General features: G+C 69.6%; 20 protein-coding genes and 1 tRNA gene. 17 read left to right on the top strand and 4 right to left on the bottom strand.

Annotation, left to right across the window (positions count from 1 at the left end; all coding sequences use genetic code 11):
* A partial coding sequence (locus tag OXN85_09680) for a glutamate--tRNA ligase (GenBank protein ID MCY3600224.1) occupies window positions 1-239 on the top strand: 239 nt, incomplete at its 5' end.
* Window positions 236-703, top strand: a complete 468-nt coding sequence (gene tadA, locus OXN85_09675; GenBank protein MCY3600223.1) for a tRNA adenosine(34) deaminase TadA — start codon at window positions 236-238, stop codon at window positions 701-703. The genes OXN85_09680 and tadA, both read left to right, overlap by 4 nt.
* Before the next feature lie 51 nt (window positions 704-754).
* Here tadA and OXN85_09670 read toward each other — a convergent pair whose 3' ends face one another.
* Complete coding sequence (locus OXN85_09670; protein ID MCY3600222.1) at window positions 755-1,189, bottom strand: MerC domain-containing protein; 435 nt, start codon at window positions 1,187-1,189, stop codon at window positions 755-757.
* Between the two features lie 139 nt (window positions 1,190-1,328).
* Window positions 1,329-3,290, bottom strand: coding sequence for a Na+/H+ antiporter NhaC family protein (locus OXN85_09665; GenBank protein MCY3600221.1), 1,962 nt, complete (start codon window positions 3,288-3,290; stop codon window positions 1,329-1,331).
* A 134-nt stretch (window positions 3,291-3,424) separates the two neighbouring features.
* On the opposite strand from OXN85_09665, the gene pyrR reads away from it, so the two are divergent.
* From pyrR to OXN85_09650, 3 genes are read left to right on the top strand one after another with little or no spacing between them, the layout of a single operon-like run.
* Complete coding sequence (gene pyrR, locus OXN85_09660; GenBank protein ID MCY3600220.1) at window positions 3,425-3,976, top strand: bifunctional pyr operon transcriptional regulator/uracil phosphoribosyltransferase PyrR; 552 nt, start codon at window positions 3,425-3,427, stop codon at window positions 3,974-3,976.
* Window positions 3,973-4,947 (top strand): aspartate carbamoyltransferase catalytic subunit, encoded by a 975-nt coding sequence (locus OXN85_09655; protein MCY3600219.1) that lies wholly within the window; start codon window positions 3,973-3,975, stop codon window positions 4,945-4,947. The genes pyrR and OXN85_09655 overlap by 4 nt, the downstream gene beginning before the upstream one ends.
* Window positions 4,948-4,997: 50 nt before the next feature.
* On the top strand, window positions 4,998-6,248 hold the full coding sequence (locus OXN85_09650; protein MCY3600218.1) for a dihydroorotase: 1,251 nt from the start codon (window positions 4,998-5,000) through the stop codon (window positions 6,246-6,248).
* A 56-nt stretch (window positions 6,249-6,304) separates the two neighbouring features.
* Here the strand turns inward: OXN85_09650 and rpsT are convergent, their stop codons facing one another.
* The gene (gene rpsT / locus OXN85_09645) at window positions 6,305-6,559 is read right to left on the bottom strand and encodes a 30S ribosomal protein S20 (GenBank protein ID MCY3600217.1); all 255 of its coding nucleotides are present in this window, start codon (window positions 6,557-6,559) and stop codon (window positions 6,305-6,307) included.
* Between the two features lie 246 nt (window positions 6,560-6,805).
* On the opposite strand from rpsT, the gene OXN85_09640 reads away from it, so the two are divergent.
* From OXN85_09640 to OXN85_09585, 12 genes are all read left to right on the top strand, one after another.
* Window positions 6,806-7,582 carry a segregation/condensation protein A gene (locus OXN85_09640; GenBank protein ID MCY3600216.1) on the top strand — a complete coding sequence of 259 codons (777 nt, stop codon included), beginning with the start codon at window positions 6,806-6,808 and terminating at the stop codon, window positions 7,580-7,582.
* A gap of 14 nt (window positions 7,583-7,596) precedes the next feature.
* Complete coding sequence (gene scpB, locus OXN85_09635; protein ID MCY3600215.1) at window positions 7,597-8,160, top strand: SMC-Scp complex subunit ScpB; 564 nt, start codon at window positions 7,597-7,599, stop codon at window positions 8,158-8,160.
* A gap of 23 nt (window positions 8,161-8,183) precedes the next feature.
* Window positions 8,184-8,924 carry a pseudouridine synthase gene (locus OXN85_09630; protein ID MCY3600214.1) on the top strand — a complete coding sequence of 247 codons (741 nt, stop codon included), beginning with the start codon at window positions 8,184-8,186 and terminating at the stop codon, window positions 8,922-8,924.
* A 49-nt stretch (window positions 8,925-8,973) separates the two neighbouring features.
* Entirely contained in the window at window positions 8,974-9,996 is a 1,023-nt protein-coding gene (locus OXN85_09625) for a MoxR family ATPase (GenBank protein MCY3600213.1), read from the top strand.
* Window positions 9,993-10,925: a DUF58 domain-containing protein gene (locus OXN85_09620; GenBank protein ID MCY3600212.1), complete on the top strand. Its 933-nt coding sequence runs from the start codon at window positions 9,993-9,995 to the stop codon at window positions 10,923-10,925. Before OXN85_09625 ends, OXN85_09620 begins: the two co-directional genes overlap by 4 nt.
* The gene (locus tag OXN85_09615; GenBank protein ID MCY3600211.1) at window positions 10,922-11,899 is read left to right on the top strand and encodes a hypothetical protein; all 978 of its coding nucleotides are present in this window, start codon (window positions 10,922-10,924) and stop codon (window positions 11,897-11,899) included. The genes OXN85_09620 and OXN85_09615 overlap by 4 nt, the downstream gene beginning before the upstream one ends.
* Window positions 11,896-12,888, top strand: coding sequence for a VWA domain-containing protein (locus tag OXN85_09610; GenBank protein ID MCY3600210.1), 993 nt, complete (start codon window positions 11,896-11,898; stop codon window positions 12,886-12,888). The genes OXN85_09615 and OXN85_09610 overlap by 4 nt, the downstream gene beginning before the upstream one ends.
* Window positions 12,889-12,890: 2 nt before the next feature.
* Window positions 12,891-13,880: a VWA domain-containing protein gene (locus OXN85_09605; protein ID MCY3600209.1), complete on the top strand. Its 990-nt coding sequence runs from the start codon at window positions 12,891-12,893 to the stop codon at window positions 13,878-13,880.
* Window positions 13,873-14,583, top strand: coding sequence for a hypothetical protein (locus OXN85_09600; GenBank protein MCY3600208.1), 711 nt, complete (start codon window positions 13,873-13,875; stop codon window positions 14,581-14,583). Before OXN85_09605 ends, OXN85_09600 begins: the two co-directional genes overlap by 8 nt.
* A gap of 43 nt (window positions 14,584-14,626) precedes the next feature.
* Window positions 14,627-15,688 (top strand): selenide, water dikinase SelD, encoded by a 1,062-nt coding sequence (selD, locus tag OXN85_09595; GenBank protein MCY3600207.1) that lies wholly within the window; start codon window positions 14,627-14,629, stop codon window positions 15,686-15,688.
* A gap of 86 nt (window positions 15,689-15,774) precedes the next feature.
* Window positions 15,775-15,848: transfer RNA gene (locus OXN85_09590), tRNA-Ile, on the top strand.
* A gap of 51 nt (window positions 15,849-15,899) precedes the next feature.
* On the top strand, window positions 15,900-18,980 hold the full coding sequence (locus OXN85_09585) for a TonB-dependent receptor (GenBank protein MCY3600206.1): 3,081 nt from the start codon (window positions 15,900-15,902) through the stop codon (window positions 18,978-18,980).
* A 164-nt stretch (window positions 18,981-19,144) separates the two neighbouring features.
* Here OXN85_09585 and OXN85_09580 read toward each other — a convergent pair.
* Window positions 19,145-21,167, bottom strand: a 2,023-nt coding sequence (locus OXN85_09580; GenBank protein ID MCY3600205.1) for a zinc-dependent metalloprotease, incomplete at its 5' end; no start/stop codon positions are given.

Raw genomic sequence — 21,167 nt, 5'->3', positions numbered from 1 at the left:
GTCTCGCCGGCGAGGCGGTCTTCCGCGACGTGGAGACGCTGGAGTCCGAGGTGCGGGGTCTCGCGGCGGAACTCGAGGTCGGCGCGGGGCGGATCATCAACCCCCTCCGCGTCGCCCTCATGGGCCAGGGCGTGAGCCCGGGGATCTTCGAGGTGCTCGAGGCGATGGGGCGGGAGCGGGCTCTGGCCCGGATCGGCGCGGCGGCCTGCTTCCTCGAAGCCCGGTTGGCCACGGCGTGAACGGAACGTGGCCGGCCGAGCACGAGGCGCCGATGCGGCGGGCCCTCGAACTCGCGGCCCTCGGGGGCGAGCGCGGCGAGGTGCCCGTAGCCGCCCTGGTCACGGACCCGGAGGGCGCGATCGTCGCGGAAGCGCACAACCGTACGCGCGCCGACGCCGACCCGACGGCCCACGCGGAGGTTCTGGCGTTGCGCGCCGCCGCCGCCCGCCTGGGGGACTGGCGCCTGGAGGGCCACACCCTGTACGCGACGCTCGAGCCGTGCGCGATGTGCGCCGGGGCCGCCGTCCTCGCGCGCGTCAGCACGGTGGTGTTCGGGGCCGCGGACCCGAAGGCCGGAATGTGCGGGTCGCTCGAGAACCTGGTTTGCGACCCGCGGCTGAACCACAGGGTGGAACTCGTGTCCGGCGTGCTCGCCGATGAATCCGCGCGTCTCCTGCGGGACTTCTTCCGCCAGCGGCGCTAGCGTCGGAACACAGCGTCGGAACACAGCGCGAGCGCGGGACGTGGCGCTGGTTCAGCCTCGTGGGTTCGCGGGCTCGTCTTCGTCGCACACCGCGCACTCGCTCGCGGCCGCCTGGCAGATACGGGCGCCCCGCAGAAGCGCGCCCGCGAGGACCAGGCTGCCGGCGGTCGACGTCGCTGTCTCGGGCAGCGGCTCGAGCCAACCGGCGAGGGAGGCGGCCCAGAACACGGCCCCGCCCGCAAAGACGAGGCGTACGGCCGCGTTCCTGCCGGCCGGGCCCAGCAGGAGCATGGCCGCGCCGAGGACGACGGTCCCGACCAGGAACCCTCGTTCCACCCCTTCGGAGAGCGCGAGCGCGGGCGCCACGGCGACGAGGAGCGGCGTCAGCGCACAGTGCACGCCACACCAGGCCGCCGCGCACCCCGCAAGGCGCGATCCGGAGACCAGGTACCCGCTGGGCGGGACGGTGGCAAAAGACGGTTTCATGATATCGGTCAACACCGGGAGCGAAGCGGGCGGAGCTTGAACGCCGAAGGCGTGATGATAATCGATTCTCACTTCCGTGTCACGAAAATTACGCGCGGCTCCGGGGGACCACACCGGCAGGCGGGCGACGGCGGCGCGGTCACGTTCCCGCGGGAACGGGCCTCCCCAGGACGCGCAGCGCGACGAGGACCACGCCGATGCCCAGAAGGTGGGCGATCCAGGGCGACAGCCCGTACGACGTCCCCACGTGGCCGAACAGCATCGCGGATACGGCTACGACGAGCGCGTAGGGGAGTTGCGTGCGCACGTGGTCCATGTGGTCGCACGCCGACGCCATCGAACTGAGCACCGTGGTGTCGGATATGGGCGAGCAGTGGTCCCCGAAGACGGAACCGGCGAGGACCGAGCTGATCGAACTCACGAGCAGCTCGCCGCCTCCGGCCTCGATGCCGGTTGCGCCGCCGAGGGCGACGACGAGCGGCACCACGAGCGGGAGCAGGATGGTCATCGTGGCCCATGACGTTCCGGTGCAGAAGCTGACGATCGCGGCCGTCGTGAAGGTGAGGACCGGGACGAGTTCCGGCGCGAGGCTGCCCTCGAGGATCTGGGTCAGGTACTGCGCCGTCGCGAGCTGACTCGTCACCTCGCCGAGCGACCACGCCAAGGTGAGGATCACGAACCCCATCGTCATCGCCCGGATGCCGGTGAGCCAACCGTCGAGCGCCTGGCTCAGCGACAGGATGCGCTGCGTCGTGGCCAGCCCGATTGCGACCAGGCAGCCCGCGAGCGAGCCCCACAGGATCGCCTTGAACGGATCCGCCGCGCCGAACGTGTCCCAGAGCGAGGCGGGCCCCACGGCGCCGCGGCCGTCGAAGTACAGCCCCAGGAGGACCGTCGCGACCACCGTCAGCACGGGGATCGCCGCGTTGTACCAGCGCAGAGGCACGCCCTCCGCGGCGTCGAGTCCCGTCTCCTCCGAGTTCACCATGAGCTGGGAGCCCGGCCGGAAGACGCCGCCGCCGGTGCGCGCCCGCATCTCCGCGCCGTGCATGGGGCCGAAATCCCGCTGCGACACGATGACCGCGGCCACCATGAACAGGGCAAGGATGGGATAGAAGAGGTACGGAATGCTGCTCAGGAACACGGTGAACGGGCTGGTGGAGGCGAGCGCCCCGGCCAGCGCGGGGTCCGAGGTCTGCTCGGCGGCGATGCGAAGTCCGTCGCGGATCAGCGAGATCTCGAAGCCGACCCAGGTCGAAACGAAGGCGATCGTGGCGACGGGGGCGGCCGTCGAATCCACGAGGTAGGCCAGCTTCTCCCGCGACACCTTCAGCTTGTCCGTGACGGGACGGAAGGTGTTTCCGACGATGAGGGTGTTCGCGTAGTCGTCGAAGAAGATGCCGACGCCCGCGAAGAAGGTGGCGAGCTGCGCGCGGCGCGGCGTGGTGGCCAGCGGCCGAAGTGCTTCGACGATCCCGCGCGTGCCCCCGGCGCGCGACATCACCCCCACCATGCCGCTCAACAGCGCGGAGAACATCAGGATCGACGCGTTGTCGGTGTCGGCGAGCGAGGGCACGATGAACGTGTCCACCGTCCGCCCGAGCCCCGCCAGCGGGTCGAGGCCGGCGATGAAGAATCCGCCCAGCCAGATTCCGAAGAAGAGCGACACGACGACGTGGCGGAAGATGAGCGCGAGGGCGATCGCGATGAGCGGCGGCAGCAAGCTGATCCATCCGGGGAACCGCGGCGGGTCCACACTCGCGTTTGCCGGTCCCTGGTCCGAGTCCATCTCCACGGACAGCGGGAGATCCCCCGCCGCGGCCCGCAGCCCGTTGACCGGGGTCTCCGACCGGAGGGGCAGGGCGCCCGCGGCGAGTTCGCGTCCCGAGGCGGTTGTCACGCGATAGCGCGCGTTCTCCCCGCCCCCCGTGTGGAGCGTGAGGGAGAATGGAACGTCGGTGAGGACGACCGCGGGCGCCTCCACGGTGAGCGAGGGGCCGTCCTGTGCGAAGGCTTTGCCGGGAAGAGACGCGGGCAGGACGACCGCCGGCAGCAGAAGCCACCGTCCGGCGCGCCGGAAGACGTCGGATCGCATGCGCATGCCCGAACCTACCGGGGCCGTCTCGCGAGGGTCAACGCGGGTCGCTATACTCCCGCCCGACCGGGGCCGCCCAAGCAGCCACGGGCTGCTGACGCCGAGCCGCCCGCCACGGATCGAGCGGAGCCGAGACGACACTGACGCACAACGTCCTCGACGAGGCCGCTGCCCGAGGGCTCCTTGCCGAGCTTTCCGCGCAGCTTGACCGGGCGATCGAGCCCGACGCCCGCCTCATCCTCATCGGCATCCACCGTCGCGGCGATTCGATCGCGGCCGAGATCGGCCGTCACCTTGAGCCGACGCGCGGCTCCATCCCCATCGGTTCGCTCGACATCACGCTCTACCGGGATGATTTCGGGCAGGTCGGCGCGCTCCCCACGGTCGGGACCACCCGCATCCCGGAGTCCATCGAAGGCGCGCACATCGTCATCGTGGACGACGTGCTCCACACGGGACGAACGATCCGGGCCGCGCTCCAGGAGCTGTCGGACTTCGGACGCGCCCGCCGGATCCAGCTCTGCGTCCTCGTGGACCGTGGGGGGCGCCAGCTCCCGATCCAGCCCGACTACGTGGGCCGCGTCATCGAGGTCGGACCCAACCAGGACGTGGCGGTGCGCGTCGCGAACACGGACGGCGACTGGGGTATCGACATCGTCGCCCTGCCCGCCGTTCCCGAGGCGGGGACATGACGGCCCAGGGCCGGGAACTCGGGCTCGGGAAGGACCTCATCGGCCTCGAACCTCTCACGCGGGGGCAGATCGAGGCGATTCTCGATACCGCGGAACCCTTCAAGGAGATCAGCGAGCGGAAGATCAAGAAGGTGCCGGTCCTCCGCGGACAGACGATCGTCAACCTCTTTCTCGAACCCTCGACCCGGACCCGCATCAGCTTCGAGTTCGCGGAAAAGCGGCTCTCGGCCGATACGGTGAACATCTCCTCCGCGGGCTCCTCCGTGCAGAAGGGCGAGACGCTCGTCGACACGGCGCGCAACCTCGAGGCGATGAGGATTCACATGGTCGTCGTACGTCACGGATCGTCGGGAGCGGCGAAGTTCCTCGCGGACCGGATTCCCTCCAACGTCATCAACGCCGGCGACGGCCAGCACGAGCACCCCACGCAGGCCCTCCTCGACCTGTTGACGATCCGGGACCGGTTCGGGGCCATCGCGGGCCGGCGCGTCTGCATCGTCGGCGATATCCTCCACTCGCGCGTCGCGCGCTCGAACATCTGGGGCCTCATGAAGTGCGGGGCCGAGGTCGCGGTGTGCGGGCCGCGCACCCTGATCCCGGCCGGGATCGAGGAGCTGGGCGTGCAGCGGCTCGACTCGATCGAGGAGGCGATCGAGTGGTGCGACGTGCTCTACGTGCTGCGGCTTCAACTGGAGCGGATGGAGGGCGGCTACGTCCCCTCGCTCCGCGAGTACAACCGCGTGTTCGGCGTCAGTTCCGAGCGCCTCGGCCGCGCCGGCGACGAGATGATCGTCCTCCACCCCGGGCCCATGAACAGGGGCGTCGAGATCGACTCCGACGTGGCGGACGGGCCGCGCTCGGTGATCCTCCCGCAGGTGACGAACGGAGTCGCCGTGCGGATGGCCGTCCTCTACCTGCTCGCCGGCGGGCGCCCGGAGCTGGCCGAAGACGCCAAGGTGGGGGGACCGTGAGCGGGTCGCTCCTCCTCGCCGGAGGCCGCGTGATCGATCCCTCCGCGGGGATGGATGAGGTGCGGGATGTTCTCGTGCGGGACGGGCGGATCGAGGCCGTCGCGCGCGGCGTCGCGGGACCGGAGGGCATCCCCCGCATCGACGCGCAGGGACTCGTCGTCGCTCCCGGGTTGATCGATGTGCACGTGCACCTGAGGGAACCGGGAGCCGAGCATAAGGAGACGATCCGCACGGGCGCCCGGTCCGCGGCTGCGGGCGGCTTCACGACGATCTGGGCGATGCCGAACACGGATCCGCCGCTCGACGACCCAGCCGCGGTCGGCTTCGTGCGGGAAGAGGCGCGGCGCTGGGCCCGGCAGGGGGAGGGCGGAGCGCGCGTGAGTCCCGTGGCCGCCGCCTCGCTCGGCCTCGCCGGCAGGCAGATGACCGAGATCGGCGGCCTGGTCGAGGCGGGCGCGGTCGCGGTCACGGACGACGGACACCCGATCCACGACCCGGCGCTCATGCGGCGCCTGCTCGAGTACACGCAGTCCTTCGGGATCCCCGTCCTTCAGCATGCCGAAGACATGGCGCTCTCCGCCGGAGGGGTCATGAACGAAGGCGCCGTGGCGACCGCGCTCGGCCTGCGCGGGATCCCGAACGCTTCGGAGGCCACGGTCGTGGCGCGGGACATCTATCTCGCGGAACTCACGGGCGGGCACGTACACGTCCAGCACGTCTCAACCCGTGAAGCGGTCGAACTCATTCGCCTGGCGCACGAGCGCGGAGTGCGCGTGAGCGGCGAGGCTTCGCCACACCACATGGCGTTGACGGAAGAGGCGGTGCGCGGCTACCGCACCGAAGCCAAGATGAACCCGCCGCTCCGGTCCGAGGCGGATCGCCGGGCGGTGCGGCAGGGGCTCATCGATGGCGTGCTGGAGTGCGTGGCGACGGACCACGCGCCGCACCACTACGAGGAGAAGGAGCGCGAGTTCGACGATGCGCCGTTCGGCATCGTCGGTCTCGAGACCGCGCTCGCCGTGTGCATCGGCGAACTCGTGACGCCGGGGGACCTCCCGCTCTTCGACCTCATCGAGCGGATGTCCGCGGCGCCGGCCCGGCTGATGGGGATCGAGGGCGGCACGCTCCGCCCCGGCAGTCGCGCGGACCTCGTCCTCTTCGATCCGGAGGAGGCGTGGACGGTCGACCCCGCCAACTTCCGCTCCAAGAGCCGGAATACGCCGTTCGGCGGGTGGGAAGTGACGGGACGCGTGAAGCGTACGATCGTCGGCGGGGAAACCCGCTACGCGGAGGGCGGCTGAGGCCCGGCGCCGCTCGAAGCCAGCCTCGAAGGCAGCGGGGCTCTTTCTGCGGCCTGCTAACTCAGGCTGTTGACGTGCCGCGCCGCTCGCGCCTTCTGGCGGGCCGCGGCGTTCGCCTTGATGACGTTCCGGCGGGTCGCCCGGTCGAGAACGCGGTACAACTCGGACAGCGCCGGCGTCGCCTCCTCCGCCGATTCCGTCGCGAGGAGATACTTGGTCCGGGTCCGGATCTCGGACCGCACCCGGCGGTTCCGGAGCCGCCTCGCGCGCGACTGGCGCAGCCGCTTCTTCTGACTCTCGTTATTCGGCATTCGATTCCTTCTTTTTCGCTTCGAACCTGCGGCAAACGTGCGGTGGTTGCGGCCGGCCGCGGGCCGACCCTCCCATCCGTCCGAAAATCAGCAAAAGAACATACCAGACTTGGCGGATACCTCCAAGCCGGCGCGTCGGGCACGTCCCTGTCGGGGGTACTCGTCGCGTGTACGCCCGTGCTACATTGAGCGGTGACTGGCCGGCGACCTCCGGTTTCCGCCGGCCCGAGCGTGCGGGGAGGTTTCTTGACGGCGGTTCCCAACCGACTTCCAAGCCAGCGGACGGCGCAGCCGTTCGTCGTGGAGCTCGACCGGTTTCAGGGGCCCCTGGATCTCCTTCTGCACCTCATCCGGTCGCAGGACATCGACATCTTCGATATCCCGATCTCCACCATCACCCGGCAGTTCCACGAAGCCCTCACCGACGGCATCGACCTTCTGGAACTCGACCGCGCCGGGGAGTTTCTGGAGCTGGCCGCGACGCTGGTCCACATCAAGGCGCAGCTCCTGCTGCCGGGCCGCAGCGACACGGAGTGGGAAGATGATCCGCGGGCCGAACTCGTACGGCGTCTGCTGGAGTACGAGCTGTTTCAGGAGATCGCGCGGACGCTGGGCGCGGCTGAACTGGAACGGCGGCGCCACATGTCGAAGGGTTTCCTGCCTCCGCAACCTCCGCGCGAGGCGGATGGCCAGGAACTCTCGACGACGTTCGACGATTTCCTGGCGGTCCTCGGCGATATCCGGGGCCCCGATCTCGTCACGACGCATGTCGCCCCCATCCGCATCGTCCCGGTCGAGGACAAGATCGCCGTCATCCAGCGTCTGCTGGGCGAGCACCGGCGGGTGCCGTTCAACCGGCTGTTCGATTCGTGGCAGGAGCGGCCGCACGTCGTCGCGGCGCTGCTCGCGTGTCTGGAACTCGCCAGGCAACAGCTCGTGAGGCTGGAGCAGGTGAAGCGGTTCGGAGCGATCTGGCTGTTCGGACGCCGCTCGCGGGGCGGCGGCGGAGAGGGGGCCGCGTGAGCCCGGAGCAGATCGTGGAAGCCGCGTTGTTCGCGAGCCAGACGCCGCTCACCGCCCGCGAACTGGCCCGGGCTGACGACGCGCTCGACGTGCGGCGCGTCCGCGAAGCGCTCACCGCGTTGCGAGAGCACTACGACACGGACGGACGGGCTTTCCAGGTCTACCAGCTCGGGGATGGGTTCCAGATCCTCACGCGTCCGGAATTCGTCCCGTACCTCGAGCGGTTCGACTCCGTGCCGCGTCCGCCCACGCTTTCCCGCGCCGCGCTCGAGACGCTCGCGATCATCGCGTACCGGCAGCCCATCGGGCGGATCGAGGTCGAGGAGATCCGGGGTGTGGCGTCCACTTCCGTGTTGCGAACGCTCCAGGACTGGGAACTCATCGAGATCGTGGGGCGGGGCGAGGGCCTCGGGCGGCCGCTCCTCTACGGGACAACGTCCCGTTTTCTGGATCACTTCGCCCTGCAGTCGCTGGAAGATCTCCCCGCGCCGGAGGACCTGTCCGTCGCGCTCGTGCGTGCCGAACCGGAGACGTCCGCCGACGATGCGTCGCTGCGGGAAGAGCCCGCCGCAGGCTAGCTCCTACGCCAGGCGGACGGCTCGTGCGACTGCAGAAATTCCTGGCTCGGGCCGGCGTGGCGTCTCGGCGCGCGAGCGAAGCACTCATCGCCGCCGGCCGCGTCCGCGTGAACGGCGAGGTTGTGACGAAGCTTGGGACCAGGGTGGATCCGAACGGCGAGCGGGTCGAGGTGGACCGGCGCCGCGTCGTCTTGAAGCCCGTGCTCTGGCTGGCGCTCAACAAGCCGCCGGGGTTCGCGTGCACCCGGCACGATCCCGGTCGGCGGCCGATCATCTACGATCTGCTCCCCGCCGATACCCGCCATCTGCCTCACGTCGGTCGGCTCGACTTCATGAGCGAGGGCCTCCTTCTCCTGTCGAATGAGGGAGACGTCGTGCATCGGCTTCTCCACCCCCGGACCGGAATCGAGCGGGTGTACCACGCGAGACTCCGCGGGCCCGTGGCGGTGGAGGTTCCGGATCGGCTGCGGGCCGGCGTGGCGCTCGAAGACGGACCCGCGCGAGCCCGCCGAGCCGGCTGGATCACGCCGCCGCATACTTCGTCGCCCACCGTCGAGATCGTCCTGACTGAGGGAAGAAACAGGGAAATCCGGCGCATGCTCGCCTCGCTCGGCGTCACGCTGCGCAGTCTTCGCAGGACCTCTTTCGGGCCGGTTCGACTGGGCGCTCTGGCAGCGGGAGCGACCCGCGAGTTGTCTCCGAAGGAACGGCAGGCGCTCCGGCGTGCGGCGGGTCCGGCTTGCTCCCGGGCGGTTACGGAGTGAACATCGGGCGGCTGACAGACCGAACATCAACGTGACAGCGAGAGAACGCATGAACGGAGAAGCCGTCACGGCCCAACGGATCTCGGGTGAGGATCTCGAGACCCAGCAGGCCGCGATCCGGGAAGCGGGGACCTTCGTGGCCGAGGTTCGAAACGAACTGGCCAAGCGGATCGTCGGACAGCACGCCCTCCTCGACCGCGTGCTGATGAGCCTTCTCACGGGTGGCCATATTCTTCTCGAAGGTGTGCCCGGACTCGCGAAGACGCTCACGGTCAGCACGCTCGCCGAGGCGATCCACACCACGTTCCGACGCATCCAGTTCACGCCGGACCTGCTGCCCGCCGATGTCGTGGGAACGCTCGTGTGGGAGGAGAAGACGGGCACCTTCACTCCGAAGCGGGGGCCCATCTTCGCGAACATCGTCCTCGCCGATGAGATCAATCGTGCGCCCGCCAAGGTCCAATCCGCGCTTCTGGAGGCGATGCAGGAACGCCAGGTGACGATCGGAGAGGAGACGCACCCGCTTCCCGTGCCGTTCCTCGTCATGGCCACTCAGAATCCCATCGAGCACGAGGGCACGTATCCGCTTCCAGAGGCGCAGGTGGACCGGTTCATGTTCAAGACCCGGGTCGGTTACCCCGCGCCCGAGGAGGAAAGGTCCATCATGCGGCTCATGGCGGGAGAGGATCCGCCGCCCGTCAAGGCCGTTGTGGAGCCCGACCGCATCCTCGCCGCGCGCGCCATGCTTCCGGCGATCTACGTCGACCGGCGGCTCGAGGACTACATCCTTCAGCTCGTGCTCGCGACGCGCGAGCCCGCGGCCCACGGCCTGGGGGAATTCGTCGACTGGGTCGAGTTCGGGGCCTCTCCGCGCGCCACCATTTTCCTCGCGAGAGCGGCCCGCGCTCATGCCTTCATCGAGGGCCGGGCCTTCGTGGTTCCGGAGGATGTGAAGGCGATCGCCCGCGATGTCCTTCGGCATCGGCTCGTCCTGACCTTCCAGGCGCAGGCGGAACAGATCGATGCCGATCACATCCTCGACCATCTCCTGGAGACCGTGCCGGTGCCGTGAGGCTGCCCGACTTCCTGTGGCGCCCGCGACGGCCGGCGCCGACGGCTGACTCCGCCGCCGCGTCGAAAGAGGTCCGGCGGCTGGAGTTGACGAGCCGGCGGTTCATGGACAACCCGGCTCTGGGGCCTTACCCGTCTCTCTTCCGCGGACACGGCATTGAGTTCTCCGAGGTCCGCGAGTATCAGCCGGGCGACCCGTTCCAGGCGATCGACTGGAAGGTGACCGCCCGCATGCGGCGTCCCTACGTGAAGCGCTTCGTGGAGGAACGGGAGCTTGCCGTCCTCCTCGTCGTCGACGTCTCCGCTTCGAACGAATTCGGTACGCGCCGATCCCTGAAGCGCGATCTCGTCGCGCAGGTGGCGAGCACCCTCGCACTCGCGGCGATGCGCGCCGGGGATCCGGTGGGCATGCTCCTCTTCAGCGACCGGATCGAGCGCTACGTGCGTCCGGCGCGGGGGCGCAACCGTAACCTCCGCCTCCTGCATGAACTCGTATCCGTCCGGCCGGAGGGGAAGGGGACGGACCTCGATCTCGCTCTCGCCACCGCGGCCCGCATGCTCACCGTCCGCTCCCTCGTGTTCGTGATCTCGGACTTCGTGGGCGCCGGGAACCTGGCCCGGCCGCTGCTGGGCCTTGCCGGCCGCCACGATGTCGTCGCGCTCGCGGTCGATGACCCCGCGGAAGCGACGATCCCGGCATCGGGCTGGGTCGAGGTCGTGGACCCCGAAACGGGGGATCGGGCCGTGGTCGACCTCGGAGATGCGGCGGTTCGGCAGCGGCTCACGGAGCGCTCGACGGCGGGGGCTCGGGCGCTCGAGCGGCTGTGCGCGCACTGCCACGTGGACCTCATGCGGCTGCGTACCGACACCCCGTACGAGTCCGGGCTCTCCGGCTTCTTCGCCGCTCGCGGCCGGCGGAGGCTCCGGTGAGGCGATCCCGCTGGACTGTTCGCGCGGTCCTGGGCGCGGGGTTGGGGTTCGCGCCGGGTGTGGCGGCCCAGTCCGCGGTCGACCTCGAGGCGACGGTCCTCCCGGAGTCCGTACGGGTCGGCGAGGAGTTCACGGTCCGCCTCGTCGTCGGACAGGAGAGAGCCGGAGAGGTCCACTTTCCCGCCCTCATCGACGGGCCGGAGTCGATCGAGCAGACGGGGCCGGTGCAGATCCGATCCGTCGAAGAGGGTCGACGGTGGGAAGCGGACTACACGATTCGCGCGTGGCGAGCGGACACGCTCGTCATCCCGCCGGTGGAGGTGGAACTCGCGGCCGCGGGCGGCGTCGTCCGTCGGATGCAGCCGCCCGCCGTCCCTGTCTTGAGCGTGCTGCCGGCGGCGGATGATCCGCTCGAATTGAGGGATGCCCGGCCCCTCCTGAGCCTGCGGGCCCTGCCCTGGTGGCTGGTCCTGCTCGCCGCGGCGCTCGCCGGACTCGCCTGGTGGACCTGGAACCGCGGGCGCGCCGCCGCGGCCGCCCCCGATGTCCCCCTCGGGCCCGGCGACCTCGCGCTTCGCGACCTCGCGCGCCTTCGCGAGGGGTGGGTACGGCAGCAGGTGAGCGGCGACCGGTTCTACGATGGCTACGAGGAGACGCTGCGGCGCTACGCGCATGTGACGCGCGGGTGGGCGCCATCGAAGGAACTCCGCGGGCTCGGCGGCTCCGACGCAGGGCTTATCGCCGCTCTGCGCCACTCGATTCTGGCCCGTTTTGCGCGCACGCGGACGGAGTGGGAAGGGCCGCTCGGCGACGTGGATGTCGGCGAAGCGTTTGTGCGCGCGGACATGGCGGAGTCGCCTGCGGCTGACGAAACCGGCGGGCCGGGCGCCACCAGGGAAGACGTCGTCCGGGATGACGCCGGTGGGGCCGGCGCCGGCGTGGCCGGCGCGAGGGGAAATGGAGGCGGCGCGTGAGCGAATTCGCGCTCCCCGGCTGGCCGTTCCTCCTCCTTCTGGTCCTGCTGCCGCTCGGGTGGGCCCTGATGGGCTCGGGCAGGATCCGTCTCCCGTATCCGGACATCGCCCGCCTCACCGGTTCCCGAGGTCGGGGCCGGGGGCGGTTCTGGTGGTGGTTTCCGGCCGCCCTTCGCTCTCTCGCCCTCGCGCTCGTCATCATCACCCTCGTCAATCCGGTGCGGGTTTGGGAGCGGGTGGAGTCGGAACGCGAGGGCGTCGCGATCATGCTGGCGGTCGATATCTCGAGTTCGATGCTGGCGGAGGACTTTCGCCCCGATAACCGCATCGAGGTCGCGAAGCGGGAGGTCATCCGCTTCGTGGAGGGGCGGGAGTCCGACTGGATCGGCCTCGTCGCGTTCGCCGGGGAGGCCCTCACGATGGTCCCGGGGACGCTGGACCACGCCGTAGTGGAAAGTGCGGTCGAGCGGCTCGAGGCGGGACAGCTCCGGGACGGGACGGCGATCGGCGTCGCGCTGGCCACGGCGGCGAACCGGCTCCGCGACCTGGAGCCCGAATCCCGCATCGTCGTCCTGCTCACCGACGGAGACAACAACAGCGGCGGCATCTCGCCGGAGGAGGCGACGGCCGCGGCCGCCTCCCTCGGCATCCGCGTCTATACGATCGGCGTCGGCCGTGACGGCGTCGCCCCCGTGCCCGTGGCCCGGACCGCTTTCGGATACCAGTACGCCAATATCCGCGTCCACGTGAACGACGAACTCCTCGATCGCATGGCGACCCGCACGGGGGGGCTCTATTTCCGCGCCACCGACCCCGAGGGACTGACGCGGATCTACGAGCGGATCAACGAGCTTGAGACCACGCCGATCAAGGAAGTGCGGACGGAGGAGCGGGTCGGGATGCGGCGGGAACTTCTCATCGCGGCGCTCGCCCTCGTCATGCTTGAACTCCTCGTGGCGGCGACGCGCTCCCGCCGGGTATGGGTCTGACCGTGGCCCCGCTCCCGATCGCCCTCCTGCTCGGAGCCGTGGCCGTCGGGCTCAGGCTGCTCGCGTCGCGACGGTCGGGCGCGGACCGCGAGAAGCTCGCCGAGACCTCGTTGCTCGAGCGCTACGTGCGGCTGCCGGCGCACGCCCTCCCCCCCGTACGCCTGGCGCTGCTCGCCGCGGGCGTCGTCGCGATCGCGCTCGCTTCCGGTTCCGGCGGCACGGAGGCCCGGCGCCTCGATGAAGGAGGGGCGGAAACGATCCTCGTCTTGGACGCGTCGAACTCGATGCTCGCGGGCGACGTCGAGCCGAGCCGGCTGGAGGTGCAGCGGCAGTTGGCCGCCCGCCTGGCGACGCGCACGCAGGGCCGGATGGGCGTCGTCTACTTTGCGGGGCGCGCGTACGTGCTCTCGCCGCTGACGACGGACATGAGCGCGATCGAGATGCTGGCGGAGGGCGTGCGGCCCGCCGCGGTGGGGCTGGGAGGATCCTCGCTCGCCTCCGGCCTCACCCAGGCGATCGACCTGCTCGCCGGCGGAGAGGAGGGCGCGCGCAAGTCGATTGTCGTCTTCTCCGATGGCGAGGAAACGGCCGGCGCGCCCTTCGGGGAGGCGATCGGAAGGGCCCGGGATGCGGGGATCGTGATCCATTCGGTGGGGATCGGAACCGAACTCGGAGGGCAGATTCCCCTGACGCGGGAGGCGTCGCTGGACCCGACGATGGCCGCGCGACGGCGGGGCGGGGCTTCGGTGCTTCAGGGGCCGGACGGCAGCCCCGTCATCACGCGGCTGAACGCCGCGTCGCTGAGGCAGATGTCTCTCGGTACCGGGGGGCACTATGTTGACGGCGCGGACGGTATCGACGCGATCGAGCGGGAACTGGCGGAGGGCGGCCGGGAACCCCTGACATCGACCGACGACGCGGCCGTAGCGGCGTTGCTTCTGCTCGCCTTCGTCAGCCTCTGGGGAGAAGGGTTCCTGTTGCCACGTGGTTGAGTCGACGCGGAAGTGCACGATCCTCGGGCTCGCGGCCGCGGCCGCCTCGCTCGCGGCGTTTGCCGGGGGGAAGCCGCAGGAGGCGCCGGTGCGGCCGACCGGTCAGCCCGGGTCCGCCGACCGGCAGGCGGCGGAATCCGAGGCCGTCGCGCGCTACAGGGAACGAGCCGCCTCCTCCGACCGGCCGATCGATCATTACAACTACGGGACGGCTCTCCTCCATGACGGCCAGGTGGGGGACGCGCAGGCCCCGCTCGAACTCTCCATCGGCAGCGAGCGGGAAGAGGTACGCGAGAGCGCCTTCTACAACCTCGGGCTCAGCACGGCCCTCGACGGCCGGTTCACCCAAAGCGACCCGTCCGCGCGTCGAGCCGCCCTCCAGGCGGCGCGCGAAGCCTTTCGCGAGGTCCTCCGCCGCCGCGTGGACGACGAGGATGCGCGCTGGAACCTCGAACTCGTCGAGCGCTGGCTCGAGGAGGAAGGGGAGAGCGGCGGCGACGAGCAGCAGGGTGGGCAGGGACAGTCTCCGCAGGGGGCCGGCGCCGGCGCCGCGGCGGCCGCGGGCTCGGGCGAGATGGAGATGCTGTCGCCCGAGCAGGCCGCGGCGCTCCTCGAACAGGCGGGCGATGCGGAGGCGGCGATCCGCGACCGCGTGATGGGCCGCAATCGTTTCCAGGATCCGGTCGTGGAGCGGAACTGGTAGGAATCCCTGCGAGACGCCTCGCGTCGCCATAGCTTCGGTCGCCATGAACTCGCCTTCGGCCGAAGCGGCCCGCCTGACCCAGTACTCGCACGGCGCCGGCTGAGCGTGCAAGCTCGGCCCGGAGGATCTGGGCCGCATCCTGCAGCACGTTCCGCTCGTTCCGGACGACCGGCTCCTCGTGGGACTCGAGGGCCCGGACGACGCCGCCGTGTACCTGCTCGACGATGGCGATGCCATCGTCGCGAGCCTCGACTTCTTCACGCCGCTCGTCGACGATCCGACGGACTTCGGCGCCATCGCGGCGGCGAACGCGCTGGGAGATCTGTACGCGATGCGGGCCCGCCCCCTGTTCGCGCTCAACATCCTGGCGGTGCCGGCCGGGACGCTCTCCGATGAGACGGTGGGCGCGATCCTCCGCGGCGCGGGAGAAGTGTGCCGCGAGGCCGGCATCGCCGTGGCCGGGGGACATTCGATCGACGACGCGGAGCCGAAGTTCGGACTCGTGGCCATCGGACTCGGCGATCCCGACCGCCTGTGGAGAAAGGGCGGAGCGCGACCGGGGGACGCGCTCGTCCTGGGGAAGGCGCTCGGAACGGGCGTCGTTACGACCGGACTCAAGCGCGGCGTCACGGACCCCGCGGACCTCCGCGTCGCCGTCGATTCCATGCGGCAACTGAACCGTGAGGCGGCGGCCGTCCTTTCCGACTTCGACGTTCACGCCGCGACCGACGTCACCGGTTTCGGGCTCGTGGGGCACCTGCTCGAGATGTGCGGCGCCTCGGACACGAGCGCCCGGATCCGGGCTTCGGCGCCGAAGCTCCTCCCCGGAGCGCTGCGCCTTGCCGGCGAGGGGTGTGTGCCGGGCGGCACGAGCCGGAACCGGGATGCCTACGCATCGCAGATGCAGTGGGATGACGCGGTCCCCGCCGACCTGCGGACCCTGCTTCACGACCCGCAGACGTCGGGCGGGCTGCTGGCGGCCGTCCCCGCGCACGAGGCGCCGGCTGCGTCGGCCGCGCTCGCGGCCGCGGGCTACGCGGCCGCGGTGATCGGGGAGGTCATCGAGCCGGAAGGTCCGGCGGTCGGGGTTGAGGTCGCACCGTGACGACGCGGCGGAAAAGCGCCGGTCCCGCGACCGCCGCCGCGGCGTTGGTGCGGAGCGTCGCGGCGCGTACGTTTCACGCTCCGTTCGGGCCCGTAGCTCAGCCGGTTAGAGCAGGGGACTCATAATCCCAAGGTCGCAGGTTCGAATCCTGCCGGGCCCATCTTCAGCATCCCCGAGTCCACTATCCACCATCAAGGGCAAGGAGTCGTCCATGCGGCCATGCCGGGTTCCGGTCTCCCGACGCGCGTCCACCCTCCTGTTCGCCGTGCTCGCGCTGTGCTGCGCCGCCACGTCGGACGCGGCCGCGCAGGCCCAGGCGACGACCGGTGTCATCCGCGGGGTGGTCCGCGATCCGGTGGGAGCGCCCGTGGCCGGCGCCGCCGTGGTCATCGAGCATCGCGCGACCGGCTTCGCGACGACGGTCGAGACGGGCTCGAACGGGGCGTTCGTGCGCACGCTCCTTCCGCTCGGCGTCTATGACGTCACCGCCCGGGCGCTGGGGCAGTTCGGCGACGAGCGCACCGAGGGGCTCGTCCTCCGCGTGGGAGAGGTGCTCGATCTCGTACTCGAATTCAGGCCCGTCGCCGTGTCCGAAATCACCGTGATCGCGGACCGGACGCCGCTCGTCGACACCGAGGACCCGTCGAGTTCCCATCGGCTCGCCGAGGAGGTCGTCGACAACCTGCCCAACAACGGCCGCAACTTTCTCGACTACACGCTCCTCACCCCGGGCGTATCCGTATCGCAGGGTCCGGATGGCGAGGTCCTCAACATCGGGGGACAGCGGGGGATCTTCAACAACGTCTCCGTGGACGGCGCCGACTTCAACAACCCCTTCTTCGGCGAGCAGCGGGGCGGCCAGCGCCCGGCCTTCACCTTCAACCAGGACGCCATCGAAGAGATCGTCGTCGTGAGCCAGGGGGCGTCGGCGGAGTTCGGCCGCTCGGCGGGAGGCTTCGTGAACGTCATCACGAAATCGGGCACGAACGAGTTCACGGGCTCCGCGCACTACTTCGGCCAGTGGGATGCGATCTCCACCGCCTACCCCAGCGAGCGCGGGGGCGGAAAGCCCGAGTTCGGGCGCGGTCAGTTCGGCTTCACCGTCGGCGGCCCGATCGTGCGCGACCGGGCGTTTTTCTTCGTCGCCTACGACCAGCAGGAAGCGAGCGAGACGAAGCAGTTCACGCGCAACGTCGTGAACCGACCGGAACTCGAGAAGCTGGAGAACTTCCTTCAGACGCAGTGGCCCGGCCTGTTCGATGCCGAGTTCGGCCCGATCCGCCGCACCGACGACAACCGGGCGTTGGTGGCGAAGCTCGACTTCAACCTCAGCGACCGTCACCAGGCGTCCTTGAAGTACAACTACACGTGGTCCCAGCAGCTGAACGGGACGTTCGACGTGGATTCCTGGGGTCTCAGCGCCAACGGCCTCGAGGAGGACTTCTCCCACGCGATCAACGCGAGCCTCAGGTCGCAGCTTTCAAACACCGTCTCCAACGAGTTCCGGGTCCAGTACGCGCGCGAGGATCGGCCCCGCGGATACGACGGACCCCTGATTCCGGGCTCCGCCCCGCCGCCGCAGCCGGCCTTCGGCACGGTCGGCGGCCGCCCCTTCCCGGACATCGCGATGGACTTCGCCGATGGGTTCCGCATCGGGATGCCCTTCTTCCTCCCCATCGACCCGGCCTACGACCACCGGATCCAGCTCGTCGACAACCTCTCCTTCCTGGCGGGAGATCACCTGTTCAAGGTGGGCGCGGAGTACAACGGGACAGGGGTCGGCCAGCAGTTCATCGGCTTCGCGAACGGCCTCTACAAGTTCTCCTCGGTCGACGGATTCATGAACTTCGTCACGCAGGGGAACCGATACGTCACCTGCTCCGACGGGTCCGACAGCGCGGAGGGCGTCTGTCCGCCGGGAACCGCGATCACCGGCCCCGTCCTCCTCTACCTGCAGGCCGTCACGCTGGGGAATACGCCGGCCGAGCAGCTCGGACTGCAGGACTTTTCGATGCACGAACTTGGGCTCTTCATCCAGGACACCTGGCGCCCGCGCGACAACCTGACCCTGAACCTCGGCCTGCGCTGGGAAGGATCATGGCACCCCGGCATGTTCATCGAGCCCGAGGACACCTTCTACGGGCCGTGGATCGGGACCGCGGGTTTTCCGTCGGAAGGGACGATTCCGGACGACCTCGACAACTTCCAGCCGCGCTTCGGGCTCGCCTGGGATCCCCGGGACGACGGGCGCACGCTCATCCGCCTGAACGCGGGGTCCTACTTTTCGCGCATCCCGATGCTCGTGTTCGCGCAGCACCGCACGACGAACGGCGCATTCCAGGGAACGCAGTTCGCGGCCAGCGACGCGACCTTCCTTCCGCCGCCGCCGCAGATCGGAGATTTCCTCACGCCGGCCCCGCCGGGCACGCCGCCTTTCCAGCCCGGCGTGAACATCGCCGACCGCAACCTCGAACTGCCGCGGACGTGGTCGTTCAACGTCGCCGTGGAGCACGCGCTGAGCGGGAACACCGCGGTGGAGCTTTCGCTGCAGCACGCCCGCACGGACAACCTGTTCCGCTTCGTGGACCGCAACGCGGCCGAACTCGGGGCGCCCTTCGCGGAGGGGGCCAGCGGGCTGGGGACGGTCACGGTCACGGAGAGCAGCGCGCGCTCCCGCTACAACGCCGTCACGCTCGGACTGCGCGGGGACGCCGCGCTCGACGGGAGGCTGAGTTTCGAGGCGAGCTACACGCTCGGCTTCGACCGGTCGGACGACGATAACGAACGGGATCCGTTCAACTTCTTCTATGCGAGCGCAACCGATTTCGAGCCCGAGTACAACTGGTCCATCCGCGACCGGCGGCACCAGCTGACCGGCTTCATGCTCTTCGATCTCGGGCGCGGCGTCGTCCTCAACCACGTCTTCCGGTATCTCTCCGCATCACCGATGTCGGCGAGCTGCGGCCCGACCGAGGCGAACCCTCTCGCCGCCCCGGCGGGCCAGCGTGCGGGGGCTCCGGCGGACCGCGTGTGCGCCGATGGTTCCGTCCTCAAGCGCAACACGCTCCGGAGGGAGAACGACTTCTTCACGTGGGATCTCCGGCTCTCGAAGGCCTTCGACATCGGCGGCGGACGCACCGTCGAGCCGATTCTGGAGGTCTTCAACCTGACGGGCGCCGACCACTTCCTCGACACCGCGCAGACCGGGCTCCTGTTCAACTTCGATGGCACGATCCGGAGCGGCCTCGGCGACACCCGCCGCGCTCAACTCGGCGTCCGCGTCCGCTTCTAGTGTCGTGTCCCGGAAATATCACGGCTATTCGAGCGCCGATCCATCCGGCCCCGCGACGTTGCTCCTCCTCGAAATAGCGCTGCTATTCCTCGTCCGAGCGCCTTGCGGGCTCCGGCGCCTCGGCACTCTCGGTAGCTCGCGTATTCCCGGGACACGACACTAGCTCAGTCGGGGTCGAGGATGTCGTCGATCCTGGCGAGGGCGTCGCGCAGGTGCAGTTCCGTCGTGCGGTCGAGCCGGCGCCGCAGCGTGCGTTCGATCGCATCCCGGAGCCCGTGGAGTTCGCCCCGCACGAAGGCCCGGATGTCCGACTGCGACACGTCCACCGAGGTGAAGAAGTCCGAGAGACCGCCGAAGATGAAGGTCGGGAGCGACAGCTCCTGCGTCATCAGATACTCGAGCCGCTCCAGGTGTCCGCGCTGGAGATTCCGCCGGTAGACGCCGATCGGGGCGCCGGTCTCCAGCTCTCCCCAGATTGAGCCGCGCAGATCCTCGAACAGCTCGCCGAGGCTGTAGTGGTCGCCCCCGTTCCGGGCTTCCGCCTCGATCAGCCGCTGCATGCGGCCGGGGTCGAGGATCAGGTTCACGACTCGAACCTGAATGCCTCGCATGCGGTCCACCGTTGACGGGTTCTCGATCTTCGACAGGATGTCCTCGTCGACCATCCACGTCGGCGGGTCGAAGGCCTGCCGGGCGAAGAAGTCCATGGCCCGCCGCTGCGTGGCTTCGTCCACGAACTCGTAGACCGCCCCCTTCTGCCCGATCCGCTTGTGCGTGCGCGTCACCCCGCCGACCACGGTCCCGACGTGGCCCATGTAGCGGTTCCACTGCCCGATGAGATTGTTGTAGAGTTCCGCCAACTCCTCGTAGTTCTCCCCCTCGCGCCCGTCGCTGCTCCACTCGACCAGCCGGGGCAGGATCCGCTTGAGGTTCGCGATCCCGAGGTCGCTCGCTTCCATCGCGTCGGAGCCGACGGCTTCCGTCTGGGCGGTCGGGTCGATCGGCGTCCCACTGCCGAAGGCGTAGACCGGGTCGTCTTCGACCTCCCGGATCCAGGCGTCGAGCGTCGCCCGCTCCTCGTCCTCGTCCGCATCGAGGATCGGGCGGTAGCCCCAGTTGATCGAGAAGCGGTCGTATTCGCCGATCCGCGGATCCACGCACGCGCCCTCGTCCTCCGGCTGCGCCACGTAGTTGAAGCGCGCGTAGTCCATGATCGACGGGGCGACCCCCTCGCGGCACACGAAGCCCGGGGCCCGCAGCGAATCCACGGGGAAGGCGGAACTCGACTTCATGTTGTGCGGGAGACCGAGCGTGTGTCCGACCTCGTGCGCCGCCACGAAGCGGATCAGCCGACCCATCACTTCGTCGTCGAAGAGCGCGCGGCGCGCCGCCGGATTCACGGCCGCCGTCTGGATCAGGTACCAGTTGCGCAGCAGGTTCGCGACGTTGTGATACCACTGGATGTCGCTCTCGAGGATCTCTCCGGTCCTCGGGTCGTGCACATGCGGTCCGGAGGCGTTCTGCACCTGCGACGGGAGCCAGCGGATCACGGAATACCGCACGTCCTCCGGGCTGAACTCCGGGTCCTCCTCGAAGGAGGGCGGCATCCGCCCCTGGATCGCGTTGCTGAAGCCCGCCGCCTCGAAGGCCTCCTGCCAGTCATCGATCCCCTGGATGAGGTACGGCCGCCACTTCTCGGGCGTGGCGGGGTCGAGGTAGAAGATGATGGGTTTGACCGGGTCGACGAGTTCGCCGCGCCGGAAGGCCGCGGTGTCGCTCGGTTCGAGCCGCCACCGCGTCACGTAAGTGCGCGTGACGACCTTCTGGTCGCTGCGGCCATAGTCCACCTGGTTCACGTTGAAGTAACCCACCCGCTCGTCGAAGATGCGCGGCTGCATGGGTTCGTCCGGGAGCAGGACCATCGACTGATTCATCTCGATCGAGATCGAGTTCGTGCTCGCGTTCGACGGTGGCGTCTGCGCATTGTAGGTGAGGACGTGCCGCACTTCGACGTTGCGCGGGAAGCTCTTGATCCAGTCGACGTAGGTTCGGTTGGAGTCCAGCGAGCGCACCCGGTACGCGTCGCGGCGGAACTGGCTCAGCCCGAGCATGGGAATGTCGGACTCGAACAGCGGCGAGGCGTCGATGACGACGCTTGTCGAGTCGTCGTTCAGCGCCTCGATGTCG

Origin of the sequence: Candidatus Palauibacter australiensis, assembly GCA_026705295.1 — a bacterium.
Classification (GTDB): domain Bacteria; phylum Gemmatimonadota; class Gemmatimonadetes; order Palauibacterales; family Palauibacteraceae; genus Palauibacter; species Palauibacter australiensis.
Note: the sequence above shows the minus strand (reverse complement) of the source record. Positions and strands in the feature narration are given on the sequence as shown.

Coding starts and splice junctions, on each gene's coding strand:
- rpsT (MCY3600217.1), bottom strand. CDS start 6,559: ATGCCGAATAACGAGAGTCAGAAGAAGCGGCTGCGCCAGTCGCGCGCG.
- OXN85_09585 (MCY3600206.1), top strand. CDS start 15,900: ATGCGGCCATGCCGGGTTCCGGTCTCCCGACGCGCGTCCACCCTCCTG.
- OXN85_09625 (MCY3600213.1), top strand. CDS start 8,974: ATGAACGGAGAAGCCGTCACGGCCCAACGGATCTCGGGTGAGGATCTC.
- OXN85_09665 (MCY3600221.1), bottom strand. CDS start 3,290: ATGCGCATGCGATCCGACGTCTTCCGGCGCGCCGGACGGTGGCTTCTG.
- OXN85_09650 (MCY3600218.1), top strand. CDS start 4,998: ATGGATGAGGTGCGGGATGTTCTCGTGCGGGACGGGCGGATCGAGGCC.
- OXN85_09655 (MCY3600219.1), top strand. CDS start 3,973: ATGACGGCCCAGGGCCGGGAACTCGGGCTCGGGAAGGACCTCATCGGC.
- OXN85_09670 (MCY3600222.1), bottom strand. CDS start 1,189: ATGAAACCGTCTTTTGCCACCGTCCCGCCCAGCGGGTACCTGGTCTCC.